This window comes from Pseudoclavibacter sp. RFBG4, from assembly GCF_002931515.1.
Taxonomy (GTDB): domain Bacteria; phylum Actinomycetota; class Actinomycetes; order Actinomycetales; family Microbacteriaceae; genus Pseudoclavibacter.
The window spans coordinates 1-19002 of the sequence record NZ_PSYC01000024.1; the positions used below are offsets into that span (position 1 = coordinate 1).

Below are 19002 nucleotides of genomic sequence, written 5' to 3' on the forward strand. Positions count from 1 at the left end.
GTGCTGCTCCCGATCACGGGAGCAGCACCGGGCCACAACTCTGCGCTCCGGGAGGCTCAGGCAGGCGCGCGGACAGGCTCCGGAGCGTGCCGACGCTACGGCAACGTGTGGCCGGCCGCAGTGAAGATGCGGTAGTACTCCTCGCGCGTCAGGTGCACATCCGAGCCCGCGGCCGACTCGGCGACGCGCGACGGGGTCGTCGTGCCGAGCACCACCTGGATGTTCGCGGGATGACGAGTGATCCAGGCCGTCGCGATGCCCATCGGCGTGACGCCGTACTTGTCGGCAAGCGCCTCCAGCACGTCGTTGAGCTCGGCGAAGTGCTCGCGGTCGCCGAGGAAGACGCCGTCGAAGAACCCCTTCTGGAACGGCGACCACGCCTGCAGGGTGATGCCGTTGAGGCGCGCGTAGTCGAGCATGCCGTTGTCACGGTCGATGGACTGGTCGAGGCCGACCATGTTGGCGGCGATCCCCGACGCGATGATCGGAGCGTGGGTGATGCTGAGCTGCACCTGGTTGATGATGAGGGGCTGCGCGACCACCGACTTCAGCAGCTCGACCTGACCTGGCGTGTGGTTGGAGACGCCGAAGTGGCGGACCTTGCCGCGGTTGTGCAGCTCGTTGAACGCCGTCGCCACCTCCTCGGGCTCGACGAGCGTGTCGGGACGGTGCAGCAGGAGCACGTCGAGGTACTCGGTGCCGAGGGCCTCGAGCGACTCGTCGACCGTGCGCAGGATGTGCTCGGCCGAGAAGTCGAAGTAGCCCTCGCGGATGCCCACCTTCGACTGGATGAGCACCTGCTCGCGCTCGGCAGGTGACAGGCGGATGGCCTCGCCGAAGCGACGCTCGCAGGCGTGGCGCTCGCCGCCGTAGATGTCGGCGTGGTCGAGGACGTTGACGCCGGCGTCGAGGGCCGTGCCCACGAGGGTGCGCAGCTGCTCGTCGTCGAGGTCCATGATGCGCATGAGACCGAGGACGATGCTCGAGGCACGCACGTCGGTCTGGGGGAGAGTGAAGGTCTTCATGCTGGCATCATCTCAAGCCACCTCCCGCCGAACCTGGTCGTCGCGGAGCGTCACAGTCGTTCCCCTCGGGGCCGCGCGCGCCTACCATTTCGGCACAGCATCCGCTGCCACCCCGGGGGCTGGCTTCGCTCGAAGCCGTCGCCGAGGTCACCCCTGGAAGACGGAGCATCATGTCGGCACAGACTCGCATCGACCCACGCGGGCCGCGGTTCGGGGCAGCGATCACGGCTGTCCTGCTCCTCGTCACCGTCTTCCTCGGCCTCGTCGCCCCGGCAGCGGAGACGGTGGCGGGCAGGCTCGTGCAGCCCGGCTTCCTCCTGCTCACCGCCCTGACGGCGCTCTTCGCGTGGGGTGCATTCGCGGGCATCCAGCGGCACCCCTACGGGCGATTCTTCGCCGCGGTGATCCGACCGCGGCTCGCGCCACCCGCCGAGACGGAGGAGGCGGCGCCGCCGACGTTCGCGCAGGGAGTCGGGTTCGCGGTGACCCTCGTCGGCGTCGTGCTGCACGTGCTCGGTGTTCCGCTCGCCGTGCCAGTGGCCGCGGGGGCAGCCTTCATCGCGGCCTTCCTGAACGCCGCCTTCGGCTACTGCCTCGGCTGCCAGCTGTACGTCCTGCTCCTCCGGGTCGGCGTCATCCGCCCGCGCGGCGTGCAGGCCTGAAGGAGGCGCCCGTGGATGCCTCGCTCGCCGTCATGGTGCTCGTCGGACTCGTCGTCGTCGCCAGCGTCATCGGCGTCGTCCTGCAGCGGACGAACGGTCGCCTGAAGACCTCGCGTGATCCAGCCGGTGCAGCCGCGGGGGCCACGGACCTGCGCCTGCTCGGGGCCGGCGTCGAGCCGGGGGACAGCGCCACGGTCATCCTCTTCTCCACGGAGTTCTGCGCGAGGTGCCCCGCCACGAAGCGGATGCTCGACCAGCTCGCCTCGACGGCCCCCGGCGTCGTCGTGGCCGAGGTCGACCTCACCGACCGTCAGGATCTGGCCAGGAGCTACGACGTGCGGCAGACGCCGACCGTGCTGGTGCTCGACGCCGACGGCAAGCGGGTCGCACGCATCGGCGGGCCTCCGAGACGAGCTGAGCTCGAGGCGCAGCTCCTGTAGCTCAGCTCGTGACGCGAACGCCCGCAGACCTGACCTCCGAACCCCCGAGTATGGGAGGCTGAGCGCGTGGACGGATCAGTGGTGTTGCTCGTGATCATGGCGCTTGTGCTCATCGTCGCCGTCGTCGGGTGGGTCGCGCGACGAGGGGTGAGCCGCTTCGACGGCGAAGGCGAGCCCGAGCCCGAGCAGTCCGAGATCGACCTCGAGCTCCTGCCCGAGGACGTGCTGCCCGGCCGTCGCGCGACGATCGTGCTCTTCACCGCCCCCGACAGCGCGGAGTGCGCCGCCACGAGGTGGATGCTGCAGGACGTCGCGGCGACCTCGGCGGGGGTTGTGCTCGCGGAAGTCGACACGAGCATCCGGCCCGAACTCGTGCTGCCCTACGACATCGTCGTGACCCCGACGGTGCTGCTCCTCGACGCCGACGGGAACCGCGCCGGTCGCTTCGACGGGTCCCCGCTGCGTGAGTCGGTGGAGGCGCAGCTCATCGAGCTCAGCGTGCGCTGACGGCGGTCTTGGTGGCAACCCGCGCCGGCACCGCGGCCGTCAGGTGTTGAACGGCCAGAAGTCGAAGCTCGCCGAGTGCGCGAGCGCGTCTCGGAGCAGGAAGAAGCCGACGAGGGCGATGATCCAGGCCGTGTTCTCCGCGGCGTTTCGGCTCAGCCAGTCGGCGAGCCGACGCAGGCGCGGTTCGACCGCGCGTCGAGCGGCGACGCGGCCGAGGAGCAGGAGCAGCGCCGGCGCGACCATGACCACGCAGTAGGCGGCGAGGAGCGGAGCCGAACCGGCGATGCCGAGCCCCGAGCCCGTGAGGAGGCCGACCGCCGCCAGGTACGGGATCATCGTCGCGAGCTCGATGAGCCCCGCCGCCAGCGCGAGCGCGATGACGGTCACGGGTGGGCCGTCTCCCAGGGCGCGGTCGCGCCAGCGGGAGAGCCTGCCCTTGGCGGGCTTCGCCGATTGCCCCGGGTCTGCCGACAGCGCGCCTCCGGGCAGTGCGCTCCCGTCCTGAGCGGCCCCGGCCCCTGCCGCCACCCGGTCCCGCTTCTTGGTCGGCATGCAGATGCCCACGACAAGCAGTCCACCGCCGACCACCAGCTGAACGGCGTAGGCCGTGGGGGTCTCGAGCACGGCAGCCGCGTTCTCCAGGAACGCGGAGGCGCCGGCCGTGAGGGCGAGCCCGACGAGGAAGTAGAAGCCGGCAATCGTGCCCAGGTAGGTGAGGATGCGCCCGAAGCGGATGCGGCCGGTCGCGAGCAGGAAGAAGATCGGGATGAGGAGCGTGCCCGCGCTCAGGCTGTCGACGAGCGCGAGACCGAGGAGCGAGAGCAGGAGTTCAGTGGACATGCCGCAACCCTCCTGCGCGCCGGCTCCCGGCCGCATCCGCTGAAGGATGCCAGCCGCGGTGCTGGCGTACATCGTTCGGGTGACCGCGCGTTGGCGTCCGTGTGCTGGGATGGTGCCATGACCGAACCGCAGAGCGCCGTCGCGCCGGGAACCCGGCACCTCCGCGCCGGTTGGCGGCCCGACGAGGACGCGACGACCACGCTCTTCGCGATCGCGGCTGCCGTCCTGCTGGCGCTGTTCGACTCGCCCCAGCACATCGCGCTGAGCCTCGGTGCGGTTGCGCTCGGCGGGCTGGCGCTCACCCAGAAGCGGCGCTTCCCCGTGCTGGTGCTGCTCATCTGCGTGACCATTTCGGTGTCCGCCTTCGTGCTCGTCGGCGTCATCGGCGGGGCCGTTCTGGTGCTGGATGCCCTCTTTATCGTCGGCCGGTACAGCCCGCCGGCGGCGCTCCGAGCGGTGCAGGTGCTCGTCGCGGTGGCCGTGGTGGCGGCCGTCGCCGTGCCCGTGCTGCTCGGCGAGGCGCTTCGGCAGGGCGTGTTCTTCGGACTGCAGGCCCTCGCTATCTTCGGAACGCCACTCTGGTGGGCGAGCTCGGTGCGTCAGAGCGCGGAGCTCGCGCGGGTGCAGGAAGCTCGCGCCGACGACGCCGAGCGTCTGCTCGTGCTGGAGCGGGAGGAGGCGGTACGCGACGAACGCGAGCGCATGGCCCGCGACCTCCACGACGTGGTGGCGGCCAACCTCTCGGCGATCGCCATCACCTCGGAGGCGGCTCTCGCGGGGTCAGGGGTGCGAGGCCGGGAGGCGGGGGCGCTGCAGGCGATCCGTGACTCGGCCCTCGACGGGCTCGACGAGATGCGGTCGATGATCCTCATCCTTCGAAGCGGCGCCGGCGACGGGGAGGTCGCGGCGCCGCCGAGGCTGGCTCAGGTCGCGGAGCTCGTAGCCTCGGCGGACTCGGTCGAGGCGAGCATCGTCGGGGAGCTGCCGAGCGCATCCGCTGCCACGGAGCAGGCCCTCGCCCGGGTGGTGGCCGAGGCCGTCTCGAACGCCGGGCGGCACTCGCCGGGGGCCGTCGTCGAGGTGCGCTTCGAGGAGCGGGCGGACTGGCTTTCCGTCGTCGTGACCTCGACGGGCGGCACCCGGATGGAGGCTGCGCCGGGCACCGGCAACGGGCTCGGTCTCATCCGCGAGCGGGCGGAGCGCCTCGGCGGCCACCTCGAGGCTGGGCCGACGCCAGAGGGCGCAGGGTGGCGAGTCGCCGCCACAGTGCCGCGCACCGCGGGCGCGAGGGCGCAGACCACTGAACGACCCGAGGGGAGCACATCGTGACCGAGGAGATCGACGGACCCATCCGTGTGCTCGTCGCCGACGACCACGCCGCGATCCGGGCCGGGCTGCGGCTGCTGCTCGAGGCCCACGGCATCGAGGTCGTGGGGGAGGCCGGCGACGGGGCCGCGGCGATCAGGAACGCGCGGGCCCTGCGACCCGACGTCGTGCTCATGGACGTCCGCATGCCGGGCACCGACGGCATCGAGGCCACGCGAGCCATCGTCGCCGACTCGCTCGCGCAGGTGCTGGTGCTCACCACCTTCGACCTCGACGAGTACGTGTTCGGCGCCGTGCGGGCAGGGGCCGCCGGGTTCCTGCTGAAGACGACGTCGGGGCCGGCCCTCCAGGCCGCAGTCGAGGCGGTGGCTCGGGGCGAGGGAGCACTGTCGCCGGAGGTGACACGGCGTCTCCTCGATCGCTTCGCGCAGACGGCTGACGGCGCTCCGACGCCGACTCCGGAGGTGCCCGGACTCGCCGAGCTCACGGCGCGAGAGCGGGAGGTGCTCTCCGCGCTGGGCGAGGGGCTGTCGAACTCCGGCATCGGCCAGCGGATGCACATCAGCGCCTCCACGGCGAAGACCCACGTGTCGCGGGTGCTCGCGAAGCTCGGCGTCGTGTCCAGGATGGAGGCCGCCGTGCTCGCGCGTCGGGCTGGCCTCAGCGACTGACGCGCGCCCGCATCCGCGAGACGGGGCTCACCTGGCGACGTCGGAGGTCTGCTCCGTCTTGCCATTCGAGAAGGCCTCCTGCTCGACGCGCGGAGCTCTCGCGGTGCGCGCGGTGCCCGGCTAGGGTTTTTCCGTGACGACTGAACGGGTGCGGTGGGGAATTCTCGGGGCGGGCAACATCGCGAGGACCTTCGTGGGCGACCTCGTGGCGCAGGGCCTGGAGGTGGCGGCGGTTGCGTCTCGGGATGCGAGGCGCGCGGCCGAGTTCGCCGCCGAGCTGTCGATTCCGACCTCCTACGGCAGCTACGAGGCGCTTGTTGCCGACCCAGGCGTCGACGTTATCTACATCGCGACGCCGCAGGCATTCCACGCCGAGCAGGCGCTGCTCGCGATCGACGGCGGGAAGCCGGTGCTCGTGGAGAAGTCGTTCACCAACGACGCCCCCGAAGCCGTGCGGGTCGTCGCGGCGGCCCGCGCCAAGGGCGTGTTCGCGATGGAGGCCATGTGGACGCGCTTCCTGCCGACGGCCGACGCGATCGGCGACGTCCTCGAGCGCGGTTCGATCGGCGAGCTCGTGAGCGTCTCGAGCTCGCACTTCCAGAACCTCGACGTTGCCCCGACGAGCCGACACGGGAACCCCGAGCTCGGCGGTGGCGTCATGGCGGACCTCGGCGTCTACGGCGTCTCCTTCGCCTCGAGGTATCTCGGCGAGCCCACCTCGATGCTCGTCGACGGCGAGGCCTCGGAGCTCGGGGTCGATCTCTCCGCCTCCGTGCTCCTGCGTCATGGTGCTCACCGCACCTCGGCGACCCTCACGCGCATGGATGCGCCCGGCTCGAACCGCGCGGCCATCGTCGGCTCGGACGGCTGGATCGACATCGACTCGGTCTTCTACGCGTCGACCTCGTTCACGGTCTACGACGGCGGCCGAGGGCAGCGCGAGCTCCTCCGCTTCGACAAGCCGCAGCATGTGGGCCGCGGCATGCAGTTCCAGGCGCTCGAGGTCGAACGGTGCCTCAGCGCCGGCGAGCTCGAGAGCCCGCGCATGCCGCTCGACGAGTCGATCGCCATCATGCGAACGCTCGACGAGGTGCGGGCGCGCATCGCGGCCGCTCGTTCCAGCTCGGTCTCGCGCTAGGAGCTCGACCAGACCCCGAGCTCGTTGCCCGCAGGGTCGGTGAAGTGAAAGCGGCGGCCACCGGGGAACTCGTACGGCCCGCTCACGACCTCGCCGCCGGCCGCGCGCACCTGCGCGACGCTCGCCTCGAGGTCGTCGGAGTAGAGCAGCACAAGCGCCCCGCCTGGCGTGACCTGGGGGTCGAGTCGGAAGCCGCCCACCTCGTCGGCCGCGTCACCGCCGGGTCGCCGGATGCCGACGTAGTTGGGGCCGGGGCCGTAGTCGTTGAAGCTCCACCCGAAGGCATCGCCGTAGAACTGCTTGGCCACGGCGAGGTCGGTGACTCCGAACTCGAGGTAGTCGATGGAATGGTGGGCGCGGGCGGCTGGTTCCGTCATGCGAACCAGTCTGCCCGCAGCCACCGACATTTCACCGTCGCCTGGCAGGAGATCAGCTCGCCGCGGCGAGTTCCGCGAGCACCTCGCCAGCTGCGATGGGGCTCCCCGCCTCGGCGCGCTGGCGGAGGACGCCAGCGGCCGTGACCTGAACAGGCGTCTCCATCTTCATCGCCTCGACGACGGCGACGGCAGTCCCCGCCTCGACCTCGGCGCCGTCCTCCACGAGCCAGCGCAGGAGCGTGCCCGCCATTGGGGCCGTGACCGACGAGCCGGACTCGCTGCCAGCATCCGCTGCCCCCGCAGAACCTGCCGCACCGGCAGGCGACGCCGCGGCAGCCGAGCCGCCGGCGGCGAAGAGCGTCGTGGGGAGCCGCATGGCGACGCGTCGCCCGTCGAGCTCGATCCAGGTCGACACGACGGACGGGTCTGTCGGTTCGACCGAGAGCGACTGCTCCGGGATGCGCTCGGCGAAGGTCGTCTCGATCCACTGCGTGTGCACGCCGAAGCCGGGGACGCCCTCGGCGCTCTTGTCGCCGACGAAGTCCGGGTCGTCGAGCACCGCACGGTGGAAGGGCAGCACCGTCGGCACGCCTTCGACCTCGAACTCGGCGAGGGCGCGGCGCGCGCGGCGGAGCGCCTCATCGCGGGTCGCGCCGGTGACGATGAGCTTCGCGAGCATGGAGTCGAACTGGCCGGAGACCACGGAGCCGGTCTCGACGCCCGAGTCGACGCGGACGCCCGGTCCGGACGGTGCTCGGAACAGCGAGATGGTGCCCGGCCCTGGAAGGAAGCCGCGCGCCGGATCCTCGGCGTTGATGCGGAACTCGAGCGAGTGCCCGCGGGGTGCGAACTCGGCTGCGTCGAGCGTGAGCCCGTCGGCGATGCGGAGCTGCTGGACGACGAGGTCGACACCCGCGGTCTCCTCGGTGACGGGATGCTCGACCTGCAGGCGCGTGTTGACCTCGAGGAACGAGATGACGCCGTTCGCGTCGAGGAGGAACTCGACGGTGCCGGCGCTGCGGTAGCCGGCGGCCGCGCAGATGTCGCGGGCCGAGGTGTGGATGCGCTCCCGCTGCTCCGCGGTCAGGAAGGGGGCGGGCGCCTCCTCGACGAGCTTCTGGTTGCGGCGCTGCAGCGAGCAGTCGCGGGTGCCGACGACGACGACGTTGCCGTGCTCGTCGGCGAGCACCTGCGCCTCGATGTGGCGCGGCGACTCGAGGAACTGCTCGACGAAGCACTCGCCCCGGCCGAAGGCGGCGACGGCTTCTCGCCCGGCTGCGGCGAAGAGCTCCTCGACCTCGTCGAGGCGGCGCGCGACGCGCAGGCCGCGGCCACCGCCCCCGAACGCGGCCTTGATCGCGATGGGGAGGCCGTGCTCCTCCGCGAAGGCGCTCGCCTCTGCGGGGGAGTCGACGGGGCCGCTGGTTCCGGCGACGAGCGGCGCGCCGACCTGCTCGGCGAGGCGGCGGGCCGAGATCTTGTCGCCGAGCAGCTCGATCGCCTCGGGCGACGGGCCGATCCAGACGAGCCCCGCGCCCTCGACGGCGCGCGCGAACTCGGCGTTCTCGGAGAGGAAGCCGTAGCCCGGGTGCACGGCGTCGGCGCCCGTCGCCTTGGCCGCGGCGAGGAGCTTGTCGGCGTCGAGGTAGGTCTCCTTCGAGGTCGCGCCCTCGAGCGGCACGGCCTCGTCGGCGAGGCGCACGTGGAGCGCATCGGCGTCGCCGTCGGCGTACACGGCAACGGAGGCGACCCCGTAGTCGGCGCAGGCGCGGGCGACGCGCACGGCGATCTCGCCGCGGTTCGCGATGAGGACCTTGGTGATGCGGGTCATCGGAGTTCTCCTGGAGTCTGGGTGCGTGGTGTGTGGGTTCGTGGTGCCACGATGCGGAATCGCACGGCGGCGCCGACGGGCAGCTGGCCCGCGAGGGGGAGGTCGTCGGTGATGACGGCCCCGAGCACGGGGTAGCCGCCGGTAAGGGGGTGGTCTGCGAGGAAGAGCACCGGCTGCCCGTTCGGGGGCATCTGGATCGCGCCGCTGACGCAGCCCTCGCTGGGCAGCTCGCCGCTTTTCGCTCGGGTCAGGGCGTCGCCTTCGAGTCGCACGCCGACCCGGTTCGATTGCGGCGTCACATGCCAGTCCTGGCTCGTGAACCGCTCGATCTCCTCGGCCGAGAACCAGTCGTCACGGGGGCCGAGCACGATGCGCAGCTCTACGGTGTCACCGCCGGCCCGGGGAAGCTCCCGCGGCGGGGCGTCCGCGACGGGGCTCGCAGCGACGAGGGTGGCGTGCGGCGCGAGGACGCCGAGCACGTCGCCGGCTTGCAGCGCGTCGGGGCCGAGCCCCGCGAGGAGGTCGGTCGCGAGGCTCTCGAGCACCGGGGGTGCGTCGAACCCGCCGCGCACCGCGAGGTAGCTGCGCACGCCTGCGTCGGGGGAGCCGAGCTGCAGCTCGTCGCCGTCGTCCAGCGCGAACGCCGCTCCGAACGGGGCGGTGCGGGCAACGGCGCCGGACACGGTCAGGGGCACCTCGGCTCCCGTCACCGCCACGACCTGCGCGCCGCGCGCCCGCAGCACGAGCCCACCGTAGGCGACCTCGAGGGTGGGGGCTGCCGCAGCGTTGCCGACGAGGCGGTTCGCCTGGCGGTGGGCTGGCGCATCCAGTGCCCCGGAGACGGAGACGCCCATGCTGGCGTAGCCGGCGCGTCCGAGGTCCTGGAACAGGGTCTGCAAGCCGGGGGAGACCACCTCGAGGGCGGACTCGCGGTCGGCGCTGCTCCTGGGATGCTCGGGTTCGGCCTCCCGGGGTGCGTTCGCCCTGGCAGCGCTCAGGGTCGAGCGCGCCCGCTCGGTCGCGGCGGCGACACTGAACGTGACGAGGTCTCCCGGCGCCATGAACGCGGCCGGGTCGCGGTCGAGGTCCCACATGGGCACCTCGGTGGTGCCGATGAGCTGCCACCCGCCGGGGCTCTCGCGCGGGTAGACGCCGCTGTACGTGCCTGCCAGTGCGACGGAGCCCGCGGGGATGCGCGTGCGGGGCGTCGACCGGCGCGGCACGTCGAGCACGGGGTCGTCGCCCGTCAGGTACGCGAAGCCTGGCGCGAAGCCCACGAATCCGACCGTGAAGGTCGAGCTCGTGTGGCGGCGCACGACTTCGTCGGTGGAGATGCCGAGGAGCTCGGCGACCTCCGCGAGGTCCTCACCGTCGTACCGCGTCGGGATCTCGAGGCGCCTCGGCTCTCCCGTGCGCACGCCGCTGAGGTCGGCTGCCGCCGCGGCGGCCTCGATCTCCTCGGCGGTGACCCGGGCCGGCCGGAACGGGACGAGCAGGGTGCGGGCACCCGGCACCATCTCGCCGACACCGGGGATGCGCAGTGCGGTCAGGGCGTCGAAGAGCGCGATCGTCTCGTCGAGGCTGGTGCACTCGATGAGGACCGCATCGTCGCGGGCGGTGAGGACTCTCATGGGGTCAGGCCAGCTTGCCGGCGGCTGCTGTGGCGCCCGCGAACGGGCGAAGCTCGACGCCAGCCTCGGTGAGCGCGCGCCGCACCTGCTTCGCCATGTCGGTGGCCCCGGGGCTGTCGCCGTGCACGCAGATCGAATCGGCCCGCAGCTCGAGCGTGCTGCCGTCGATCGCCTCCAGCAGGCCATCGGTCGCAAGGCGCACCATGCGCTTCGCGACCTCGTCGACGTCGTGCAGCACGGCGCCGGGCTCCCGACGGGAGACGAGCGTGCCCTGCGGCGTGTACGCGCGGTCGGCGAACGCCTCGATCGCGGTGGGGATGCCCGCCTCGGCGGCGAGGCGGAGCACGGCCGAGCCCGGCATGCCGAGGAGCACGAGGCTCGGGTCGACGAGGCGGACGGCCTCGACGACGTCCGCCGCCTGTCGCTCGTCGTGCACGATCGTGTTGTAGAGGGCGCCGTGCGGCTTGACGTAGCGCACGCTGGTCCCCTCGGCGGCGGCGAGTGCCTGCAGGGCGCCGATCTGGTAGACCACATCGGCGACGAGGTCGTCGGAGGCGACGTCGATGTTGCGACGCCCGAAGCCGGCCAGGTCGCGGTAGCCGACGTGCGCGCCGATCGCGACCCCCGCATCGGCCGCCCCCTTGACGGTGGCGCGGATGGCGCGCGGGTCGCCGGCGTGGAAGCCGCAGGCGACATTCGCGCTCGTGACGATGCCGAGCATCTCCTGGTCGTCGCCGAGGGTCCAGCGGCCGAAGCCCTCGCCGAGGTCGCTGTTGAGGTCGATGGAGCGTGCGTTCATGTGGTCAGCCTTTCGCTCGGGATACGGATCAGGTGTTGAGGAGGTCGAAGATCGGTCCGACCGCGTTGACGGCCATGTACCAGGTGATGAGCGTCGCGAGCGTGCCGATGATGAGCAGCCACTTCGGGTACTTCGCGCCGCCCAGCTTCGACGGGCGGAACCAGCCGATGTACATGAACAGGGTGAGGCCGATCGGCAGGATGAGGCCGTTGAAGCCGCCGACGAACACGAGGAGCGTCGCGGGCGGGGTGCCGATCGACAGGTAGATGGCCAGCGAGAAGAGGATGAAGCCCACGGTCCAGAAGTCGGCGGTGCGGCCGGCGATGCGCTTCGAGAAGACCGGCAGGAACGACACCGAGGTGTAGGCGGCGCCGATGATGCTCGTGAGGGCGGCGAGCCAGAAGATGGCGCCGAAGATGCGGAAGCCGGCCTCGCCGGCTGCAGCCTGGAAGGCGTCTGCTGCCGGGTTGAGGGTCGTGTCGAGCACGACGCCGCTCGCGACGACGCCGAGGATGGCGAGGAACAGCACGTAGCGCATGATGCCCGTGATGAGGATGCCGGTCACGGCCGCGCGGTTGACTTCCCTGATGTGCTCAGGTCCGGCGTTGCCGGAGTCGAGCAGCTTGTGCGCTCCCGAGTAGACGATGTACCCGCCGACGGTGCCGCCGACGATCGTCGTGATGGTCGCGAAGTTGATGGTGTCGGGGAGGACGGTCTGGCGGAGTGCGTCGCCGATTGGCGGCTGCGCGACGATGGCGACGATCACGGTGAGCAGGATCATCGCGACGCCGGCCACGATGACGACCCGGTCCATGACGATGCCGGCGCGCTTGATGAGGAAGATGGCGATCGCGATGGCGGCGCTGATGACGGCGCCGACCTTGACGTCGAGGCCGAGCAGCACGTTCAGGCCGAGCCCGGCGCCGCCGATGTTGCCGATGTTGAAGACGAGGCCGCCGATGACGATGAGCACGGCGAGCACGTAGCCGCTGCCGGGGAGGGCGTCGTTGGCGAGTGCGCTCGCGCGCTTGCCGGAGAGCGTGATCATGCGCCAGATGTTGAGCTGGACGGCGAGGTCGATGAGCACCGAGATGAGGATGCCGAAGGCGAACGCGGCGCCGAGCTGCTGGGTGAAGGTCGCCGTCTGGGTGATGAAGCCGGGGCCGATGGCCGAGGTGGCCATGAGGAAGAGCGCGCCGACCAGCGAGGTGCGGCGGGCTTTGGCGTACTGCTTGAGCTTCTCGGGGGTGCTCGCCTCGTCGGCGGCAGAGGAGCCGGACGCTGGGGACGCCGGGGAAGCGGGAGGAGGTGTGGAGGTCATGACTCGTTCCAGTTCGGTAGGGGAGCAGCGAGTGATTGCGGCAACCCTACGGTTGTTCAACGCTGAGCAACAGATTGTTCAACGATAGACGCGTAAATGTCTTGTTACAAGATGTATCGGGGGTATTTCGTGGAACGGGTCGCCGCGGAGCGCCGCCGGTAGAGTGCGAAGCGTGAACGCAGCCGACGAGACCCTCGACAGGGCGGAACGGGCGGCCTCGAGCCTCCGCCAGATGATCGTCACGGGCGAGATCGTCCCAGGGCAACGCCTCTCGGAGAGCGCCATGACCGAGCGACTCGACGTCTCGCGCAACACCCTCCGCGAGGCCTTCCGCATGCTCACGGCGGAGCGGCTGCTCACCCGGCGCCCCAACGCGGGCGTCTTCGTCGCCATCCCCTCACTGGCCTCGATCCTCGACATCTACCGGGTCCGACGCATGATCGAGGTGCAGGCCCTGCGCGCCGCCCCGGGGCGGCACCCGGCCGGGGCGCGGATGCGCGAGGCCGTCGAGCACGCCATCCGAGGGCGAGAGGCCGGCGACTGGGCGGCGGTCGGCACGGCCAACATGGCGTTCCACACGGCGATCGTCGCGCTCGCGGACAGCGAGCGCCTCGACCGCGTCTACGCGAACGTCTCGGCGGAGCTGCGGCTCGCGTTCGGCTTCCTTGAGGACCTCGAGTACCTGCACGCGCCCTACATCGAGCTCAACCAGCGCGTGCTGGAGCTCCACCTCGCCGGCGATACGGCCGGGGCGGCGGAGGCCCTCGACGAGTACCTCGTGCGCTCCGAGCGCACCGTGCTCGCCGCCTACGCACGCATCGCCCCGGCGCCGACGCTCTGACCTAACGCCCTGACCCCATGCCCTGCACTGACGCCCGACTCGTCGCCTCGAGTCGCACCCAACCCGAAGGAGCCCGCCGTGTCCCTCACCGCTCTGGTCGTCCGCCACGTCGTCTTCGAGGACCTCGGGCTGCTTCGTGACGTGCTCACGGAGCGCGGCTACGACATCCGCTACCTTGAGGCCGGGCAGGACGAGTTCTCTGCCGAGCTGCTCGTCGACGCCGACCTCGTCGTGGTGCTCGGCGGGCCGATCGGGGTGGGAGATGCGGAGCGATACCCGTTCCTGACCCCCGAGATCGCCGCCATCAGGGCTCGCGTCGAAGCAGACCGGCCCACGCTGGGCGTCTGCCTCGGGGCCCAGCTCATGGCGGCAGCCATGGGGGCAGCGGTCGCGCCGACGGGGCGAGTCGAGATCGGCTTCTCGCCGCTCACGCTGACCCCGGATGGGGCAGCTTCGGTGCTTGGCGGCCTCGCCGACGTGCCGGTGCTGCACTGGCACGGCGACCAGTTCGAGATCCCCGCAGGAGCCGAGCGACTCGCCGAGACCCCCGGCTTCCCGAACCAGGCGTTCGCCGCGGGCCGGAACCTGCTCGGCCTGCAGTTCCACCTCGAGGTCGACCCGCGGATGGTCGAGACCTGGCTCATCGCGAACGCCTACGAGCTGGCCATCCACGAGCTCGACCCGCGGGAGATCCGCGCGGATGCGCTTGCGCTCGGCCCACGCCTCACGGCCGCCGCGCGGACCGTCGTCGGTGGCTGGCTCGACGCGCTCGATCCCGTCGCCGCCGGCGGGACCGAATCCGGTGGGAACGACGCCGGCGAGAACTAGGCCGGGGAGCCCATGCCCTCCCGTGCGCTCTCCGCCGAGCGAGGGTGGGGCATCCCGCGCGGCACGACAAGCGGCCCGCCCGTGATGGGGTCCTCTATGACGACGTTCGGCAGGCCGTAGATCTCCTCGACCCGTTCGCTCGTCACGACGTCGCGGGGTGTGCCGGAGGCGAGGATGCGCCCGTCGCGCATCGCGATGATGTGATCGGCGTAGCGCGCGGCGTGGTTGAGGTCGTGCAGCACGGCGACGACCGTGCGGCCCTGCCGGTTGAGGTGCGCGAAGAGCTCCATGAGCTCGACCTGGTGCGCGATGTCGAGGAACGTCGTCGGCTCGTCGAGCAGGAGGAGCTCGGTCTCCTGCGCGAGGACCATCGCGACCCAGACCCGCTGGCGCTGACCGCCGGAGAGCTCGTCGACGCGTCTCGACGCCAATGGCAGGGTGCCTGTCGCGTCGAGGGCATCGCGGACCGCTCGCTCGTCGGACTCGGACCATTGGCGCAGGAGACGCTGGTGCGCGAACCTGCCGCGGCCGACGAGGTCGGCGACGGTGATGCCATCCGGAGCCAGGGCCGACTGCGGCAGCAGGCCGAGGCGGCGGGCGACGTCCTTCGCCCGCATGCTCGTGATGGCCTTCCCGTCCAGCACGACCCGGCCGGCGTCCGGCGCGAGCAGGCGGGACAGGCCGCGGAGCAGGGTGGACTTGCCGCACGCGTTCGGGCCGATGATGACGGTGAAGGAGCCGTCGGGGATCACGGCGCTCAGGTGCTCGATGATCGGTCTGCCGTCGTAGCCGAGGGTGATGTCCTCGGCGCTGAGGCGTGACGAGGCGGGGAGCGTGGCGCGCTCTCGGGTCGTGCGGGCGGTGGGTGGTGGCTTGTGCTCAGGCACGGCGGCGGATCTCCTGGACGATGGTGACGACGAGGTAGAGGCCGCCGACGGAGACCGTCACGACCCCAACCGGCAGTGTGACGGGAAGGACGTGCTGGGCGATGAGGTCGGAGGCGAGAAGGAGCAGGGCCCCGACCAGGGCCGCGAGCGGCAGCGACAGGTACGGGGTGCGCGCGATGCGACGCGCGATCTGGGGAGCCGCCAGGGCGATGAAGGCGACGGGGCCGATGACGGCGGTCGAGATCGACACGAGGCCGACCGCGGCGAGCAGGACAAGCGCGCGGACGAGCTGCGGCCTGGCACCGGTGGCGGCGGCCACGTCGTCGCCGAGGTCGAGCTGACGCAGCTGCGGGGCGAGGAAGAGCAGCACGGCGAACAGCGGGACGCCGCAGGCGATCGCGCCGGCGAGGGGCGGGCCGGTCACGCCGTTGAGGGTGCCGGCGCCCCACGCGGAGGCGAACATGGCGGTCTCGAGCTCGACCTCGAGCAGCATCCACGTGTTCGCGGAGGCGAGCATGGCCGAGACGCCGATGCCGATCACGATGAGGCGGAACCCCTGCGCGCCACCGCGATGCGCGAACGCCCAGATCACGAGGGCGGTGAGGAGGCCGCCGATCACCGCACCGGCGGTCATGAGCGGCCAGGATGCGGAGAACACGACGACGCTCACGAGCATGCCCGTGAAGGCGCCGTTGGAGAGGCCGAGGATGTCGGGGCTCGCGAGCGGGTTCCTCGTGACCGTCTGGAAGAGGGCGCCGGCGACGGCGAGGAAGGCGCCGAGGGTGATGGCCGCGATGACCCGAGCGAGTCGCCACTCGTAGACGACGGTGCGGTCGAGTGCGTCGCCACCGCCGAGCAGGGCGCGGACGACGGCATCGGGGCTGAGCGGATACGTGCCGAGCCCCAGGCCCAGGATTCCGAGGACCAGCACGGCCGCGGCCACGGCCGCACCGACGATGGCGCTGCGCAGGCGGAAGGAGACGGCGATGGGGCCGGCCCCGAGGCGGAGCTGCCGGTAGCCGAGGTCGACGGGCTCGAGGCGGTCCTCGGTGCTGTTCGGGGTGCGGGTCGCTGTCATGAGAGGGTGCTCGCCTTCCGTTGCCGGGCGAGGGCGATCAGGATCGGGGCTCCGACGAATGCCGTGACGATGCCGACGGGGATCTCGGCGGGCGCGATGAGGACGCGGCCGAGCACGTCCGAGAGGAGCACGATGACGGGGGCGAGGACCACGGAGATGACGAGGATGACACGCTGGTCGACGCCGAACAGCCACCGTGCGACGTGCGGCACCATGAGGCCGATGAACGAGATGGGGCCGGCCAGTGCGGTCGCCGTTCCCGCGAGCACGGTGACGGCGAGGATGACGCCGATCCGGATCGCGCCGACGTTGGCGCCCTGGGAGCGGGCCACGTCCTCCCCGAGGGCGAGCGCGTTGAGGCCGGGGGTGAGCAGGAGGGCGCCGAGCACTGCGAGCGCGATGAAGGGGAGCACGGGCAGCAGGACGTCGAAGCCGCGGCCGAGCAGCGAGCCCGCGTTCCAGGACCGCATCTGCTCGAAGGCATCCGGGTTGCTGAGGGTCATGCCGGTGGTCATCCCCGAGAACACGGCGCCGAGGGCCACCCCTGCCAGGGTGAGGCGGATGGGGTCGGCGGGGCCCCGGCTGGAGGAGCCGATGAGGTACACGGCGACGGTCACGATGAGGGCGCCGAGGAAGCCGAGCCACACGAACGACGAGATGTCTCGGAGGCCGAGGAATGCCACCCCGATGGCGATCGCGAATGCGGCCCCTGCATTGACGCCGAGGATGCCTGGGTCGGCGAGGGGGTTGCGGGTGAAGGCCTGGATGAGTGCTCCGGCGACGCCGAGGGCGACGCCGACGACGATGCCCGTGACCGTGCGCGGCACCCGGAGCTCGGCGACGACGTAGCGCGCTTCGGAGGACCCGCCGCCCCGCAGCACGTCGAGCACGACGTGCGGCGGGAGCGCGTTGGAGCCGAGCATGAGGGAGAGTGCAACTGCGGTCACGAGCAGGGCGAGGAGCACGAGGGCGCCGGTGGTTGCGCGCGCTCGTGACCCCGCCCTGAGCCGAGCCGGGGTGCGATCGGTGTGGAGGAGCGTCACCGCTGGGTTTCGAGGAAGCGCTCGATGTCTTCGAGCACGAGCGCGCCGCCCTTGGGGCCGACGCCGGACACCCAGTAGCTGGTGTCGACGAGGGTCACCGAGGGGAACTCGGCGGCGTTCTGGGTGATCGCGGTGGGGATGGTCGATGCGTCGTCGACGTCGGCGGTCGTCACGAACACGTAGTCGGCCTTGGCGTCGAGAATGTTCTCGGGGGAGAGGTCGGCCTGGAGTCCGTCTTCCCATTCCTGCTCGGGGATGGTGAGGCCGGCGCATTCGAGCGCGCCGCCGGCGAACGAGGTCGGGCCGTAGAGGCTCAGCGTGGTCTCGTCGCGGGGGCGGATGAGGTTGGCGGTCTTGCCGTCGACGCCGAACTCGGTCTTGATCTCCTCGCAGCGGTCGTTGAAGCCGGTCAGCAGCTCCTGTGCCTCGTCCTGCTGCCCGAGGGCTTCGCCGATGAGGAGGACGTTCTCCTGCCATGGGTCGGCCTGGCTCGCCATGAAGACGGTGGGGGCGATGGCTCCGAGCTGCTCGTAGAGCTTCGAGTGCCGCGACTCCGTGCCGAGGATGAGGTCGGGCTTGAGGGCGGCGATGGCCTCGAGGTCGGGCTCCGGCACCGTACCGACGGGCTCGACGCCGTCGACGCCCAGGTACTCGGGCACTCCGGCGACGTTGCTCGCGACTGCTGCCCCGACGGGGGTGACGCCGAGGGCCACGGCAGTGTCGAGCTCGACGGGTTCGAGGACGACGACGCGCTGGGGGTCGGTCGGGACCTCAGCCGTGCCGCGGGCGTGCTCGACGGAGCGGGTCCCGGACGCGGTGCCTTCAGCGTCTCCTGCGGTCGGGGCGTCCGCGGCTCCGGTCGAGCATCCGGCGAGCAGCAGTCCCGTGAGGGCTGCGGAGGCGATGAGCGTTGCGGCTCTGCGTGTGGTGCGTGTGTGCATGGTGAACGACTTCCGTGGGGTGGGATGGGGAGAGGGATGCGCGGCCGGCGAGTGCTTACCGGTAGTAGACGGCGAGCGGGTAGTCGCCGTCGTGGCGCACCTGGATGGGGGTGCCGAAGACCTGCTCGAGCGTCTCGGTGGTCATGAGCTCGCTCGGGCTGCCCAAGTGCGCGAGCTGGCCGTCGGTGAGCGCGACGATGTTGTCGGCGTAGGCGGCCGCGAAGTTGATGTCGTGGATGACGATGACAAACGTCTTCCCGAGCTCGTCGGCGGCGCGGCGCAGCTGGCCCATCATGGCGACTGCGTGCTTCATGTCGAGGTTGTTGAGGGGCTCGTCGAGGAGGATGTAGTCGGTGTCCTGGGCGAGCACCATGGCAACGTAGGCGCGTTGGCGCTGCCCGCCGGAGAGCTGGTCGAGGTAGCGGTGCTCGAGCGCCGCCAGGTCGAGGAACTCGATGGCACGGTCGATGTGCACCTTGTCGTCGGCGGTGAGGCGCCCCTGCGAATGGGGGAAGCGACCGAAGCCGACGAGCTCGCGCACCGTGAGCCGGGTGACGAAGTGGTTCTCCTGGCGGAGGATCGAGACGACCTTCGCGAGGTCTCGGCTCCTGGCCTTCGTGACGTCGTGTCCGCCAACGGTGACGGTGCCGGTGCTCGCATCCGTCAGCCTGCCGACGATCGTGAGGAGCGTCGACTTGCCTGCGCCGTTCGGCCCGACGAGCGCCGTGATGCCGCCAGCCGGGATGTCGAGGGTCACGGGGCCGAGCACGGTGGTCTTGCCGTAGGTCTTGGTGACGTTCGAGAGCGAGATCACAG

20 protein-coding genes are annotated in these 19002 nt (G+C 71.3%); 8 read left to right on the forward strand and 12 right to left on the reverse strand.

What is annotated here, in order from left to right; translation table 11 throughout:
• Positions 1–95: 95 nt before the first annotated feature.
• Positions 96–1025 (reverse strand): aldo/keto reductase family oxidoreductase, encoded by a 930-nt coding sequence (locus C5E10_RS07000; RefSeq protein WP_104331029.1) that lies wholly within the window; start codon positions 1023–1025, stop codon positions 96–98.
• A 170-nt stretch (positions 1026–1195) separates the two neighbouring features.
• On the opposite strand from C5E10_RS07000, the gene C5E10_RS07005 reads away from it, so the two are divergent.
• From C5E10_RS07005 to C5E10_RS07015, 3 genes are all read left to right on the forward strand, one after another.
• Positions 1196–1687: a DUF4395 domain-containing protein gene (locus tag C5E10_RS07005; protein WP_104331030.1), complete on the forward strand. Its 492-nt coding sequence runs from the start codon at positions 1196–1198 to the stop codon at positions 1685–1687.
• A gap of 11 nt (positions 1688–1698) precedes the next feature.
• Entirely contained in the window at positions 1699–2127 is a 429-nt protein-coding gene (locus tag C5E10_RS07010) for a thioredoxin family protein (RefSeq protein WP_104331031.1), read from the forward strand.
• 66 nt (positions 2128–2193) lie between these two features.
• Positions 2194–2634 carry a thioredoxin family protein gene (locus C5E10_RS07015; protein WP_146080186.1) on the forward strand — a complete coding sequence of 147 codons (441 nt, stop codon included), beginning with the start codon at positions 2194–2196 and terminating at the stop codon, positions 2632–2634.
• 39 nt (positions 2635–2673) lie between these two features.
• On the opposite strand, the gene C5E10_RS07020 is transcribed toward C5E10_RS07015, so the two are convergent.
• Positions 2674–3474, reverse strand: coding sequence for a GAP family protein (locus C5E10_RS07020; RefSeq protein WP_104331032.1), 801 nt, complete (start codon positions 3472–3474; stop codon positions 2674–2676).
• A 117-nt stretch (positions 3475–3591) separates the two neighbouring features.
• On the opposite strand from C5E10_RS07020, the gene C5E10_RS07025 reads away from it, so the two are divergent.
• From C5E10_RS07025 to C5E10_RS07035, 3 genes are all read left to right on the forward strand, one after another.
• Positions 3592–4803 (forward strand): sensor histidine kinase, encoded by a 1212-nt coding sequence (locus C5E10_RS07025; protein ID WP_104331033.1) that lies wholly within the window; start codon positions 3592–3594, stop codon positions 4801–4803.
• Positions 4800–5471, forward strand: a complete 672-nt coding sequence (locus tag C5E10_RS07030) for a response regulator transcription factor (protein ID WP_236558238.1) — start codon at positions 4800–4802, stop codon at positions 5469–5471. Before C5E10_RS07025 ends, C5E10_RS07030 begins: the two co-directional genes overlap by 4 nt.
• A gap of 133 nt (positions 5472–5604) precedes the next feature.
• Positions 5605–6609: a Gfo/Idh/MocA family protein gene (locus C5E10_RS07035; protein WP_104331034.1), complete on the forward strand. Its 1005-nt coding sequence runs from the start codon at positions 5605–5607 to the stop codon at positions 6607–6609.
• Here the strand turns inward: C5E10_RS07035 and C5E10_RS07040 are convergent.
• Genes C5E10_RS07040 through C5E10_RS07060 form a run of 5 tightly spaced genes read right to left on the reverse strand, consistent with a single transcriptional unit; the run spans position 6606 to position 12568 of the window.
• The gene (locus tag C5E10_RS07040) at positions 6606–6986 is read right to left on the reverse strand and encodes a VOC family protein (protein ID WP_104331035.1); all 381 of its coding nucleotides are present in this window, start codon (positions 6984–6986) and stop codon (positions 6606–6608) included. The two genes, C5E10_RS07035 and C5E10_RS07040, sit on opposite strands and share 4 nt — an antisense overlap.
• Before the next feature lie 52 nt (positions 6987–7038).
• Positions 7039–8817, reverse strand: coding sequence for a biotin carboxylase N-terminal domain-containing protein (locus C5E10_RS07045; protein ID WP_258071027.1), 1779 nt, complete (start codon positions 8815–8817; stop codon positions 7039–7041).
• Complete coding sequence (locus C5E10_RS07050; RefSeq protein ID WP_104331036.1) at positions 8814–10448, reverse strand: 5-oxoprolinase/urea amidolyase family protein; 1635 nt, start codon at positions 10446–10448, stop codon at positions 8814–8816. Before C5E10_RS07050 ends, C5E10_RS07045 begins: the two co-directional genes overlap by 4 nt.
• Positions 10449–10452: 4 nt before the next feature.
• Positions 10453–11247 carry a LamB/YcsF family protein gene (locus tag C5E10_RS07055; RefSeq protein WP_104331037.1) on the reverse strand — a complete coding sequence of 265 codons (795 nt, stop codon included), beginning with the start codon at positions 11245–11247 and terminating at the stop codon, positions 10453–10455.
• A gap of 28 nt (positions 11248–11275) precedes the next feature.
• A complete protein-coding gene (locus C5E10_RS07060) occupies positions 11276–12568 on the reverse strand; it encodes an NRAMP family divalent metal transporter (RefSeq protein ID WP_104331038.1) in 1293 nt (430 codons plus the stop codon).
• A 172-nt stretch (positions 12569–12740) separates the two neighbouring features.
• Between C5E10_RS07060 and C5E10_RS07065 the strand changes: the two genes are divergently transcribed.
• A complete protein-coding gene (locus C5E10_RS07065) occupies positions 12741–13409 on the forward strand; it encodes a GntR family transcriptional regulator (protein ID WP_236558243.1) in 669 nt (222 codons plus the stop codon).
• Positions 13410–13487: 78 nt separating this feature from the next.
• Positions 13488–14237 (forward strand): glutamine amidotransferase, encoded by a 750-nt coding sequence (locus tag C5E10_RS07070; RefSeq protein WP_104331039.1) that lies wholly within the window; start codon positions 13488–13490, stop codon positions 14235–14237.
• Here the strand turns inward: C5E10_RS07070 and C5E10_RS07075 are convergent.
• The 5 genes from C5E10_RS07075 to C5E10_RS07095 are packed head-to-tail and all read right to left on the reverse strand — an operon-like array spanning position 14234 to position 19000.
• Positions 14234–15124 (reverse strand): ABC transporter ATP-binding protein, encoded by an 891-nt coding sequence (locus C5E10_RS07075; protein WP_104331040.1) that lies wholly within the window; start codon positions 15122–15124, stop codon positions 14234–14236. The genes C5E10_RS07070 and C5E10_RS07075 overlap by 4 nt on opposite strands.
• On the reverse strand, positions 15117–16202 hold the full coding sequence (locus C5E10_RS07080) for an iron chelate uptake ABC transporter family permease subunit (protein ID WP_104331041.1): 1086 nt from the start codon (positions 16200–16202) through the stop codon (positions 15117–15119). The genes C5E10_RS07075 and C5E10_RS07080 overlap by 8 nt, the downstream gene beginning before the upstream one ends.
• On the reverse strand, positions 16199–17245 hold the full coding sequence (locus C5E10_RS07085) for an iron ABC transporter permease (protein ID WP_258071028.1): 1047 nt from the start codon (positions 17243–17245) through the stop codon (positions 16199–16201). Before C5E10_RS07085 ends, C5E10_RS07080 begins: the two co-directional genes overlap by 4 nt.
• Complete coding sequence (locus tag C5E10_RS07090; RefSeq protein WP_104331042.1) at positions 17242–18186, reverse strand: ABC transporter substrate-binding protein; 945 nt, start codon at positions 18184–18186, stop codon at positions 17242–17244. Before C5E10_RS07090 ends, C5E10_RS07085 begins: the two co-directional genes overlap by 4 nt.
• A 55-nt stretch (positions 18187–18241) precedes the next feature.
• The gene (locus C5E10_RS07095; RefSeq protein WP_104331043.1) at positions 18242–19000 is read right to left on the reverse strand and encodes an ABC transporter ATP-binding protein; all 759 of its coding nucleotides are present in this window, start codon (positions 18998–19000) and stop codon (positions 18242–18244) included.
• Between the last annotated feature and the right edge of the window lie 2 nt (positions 19001–19002).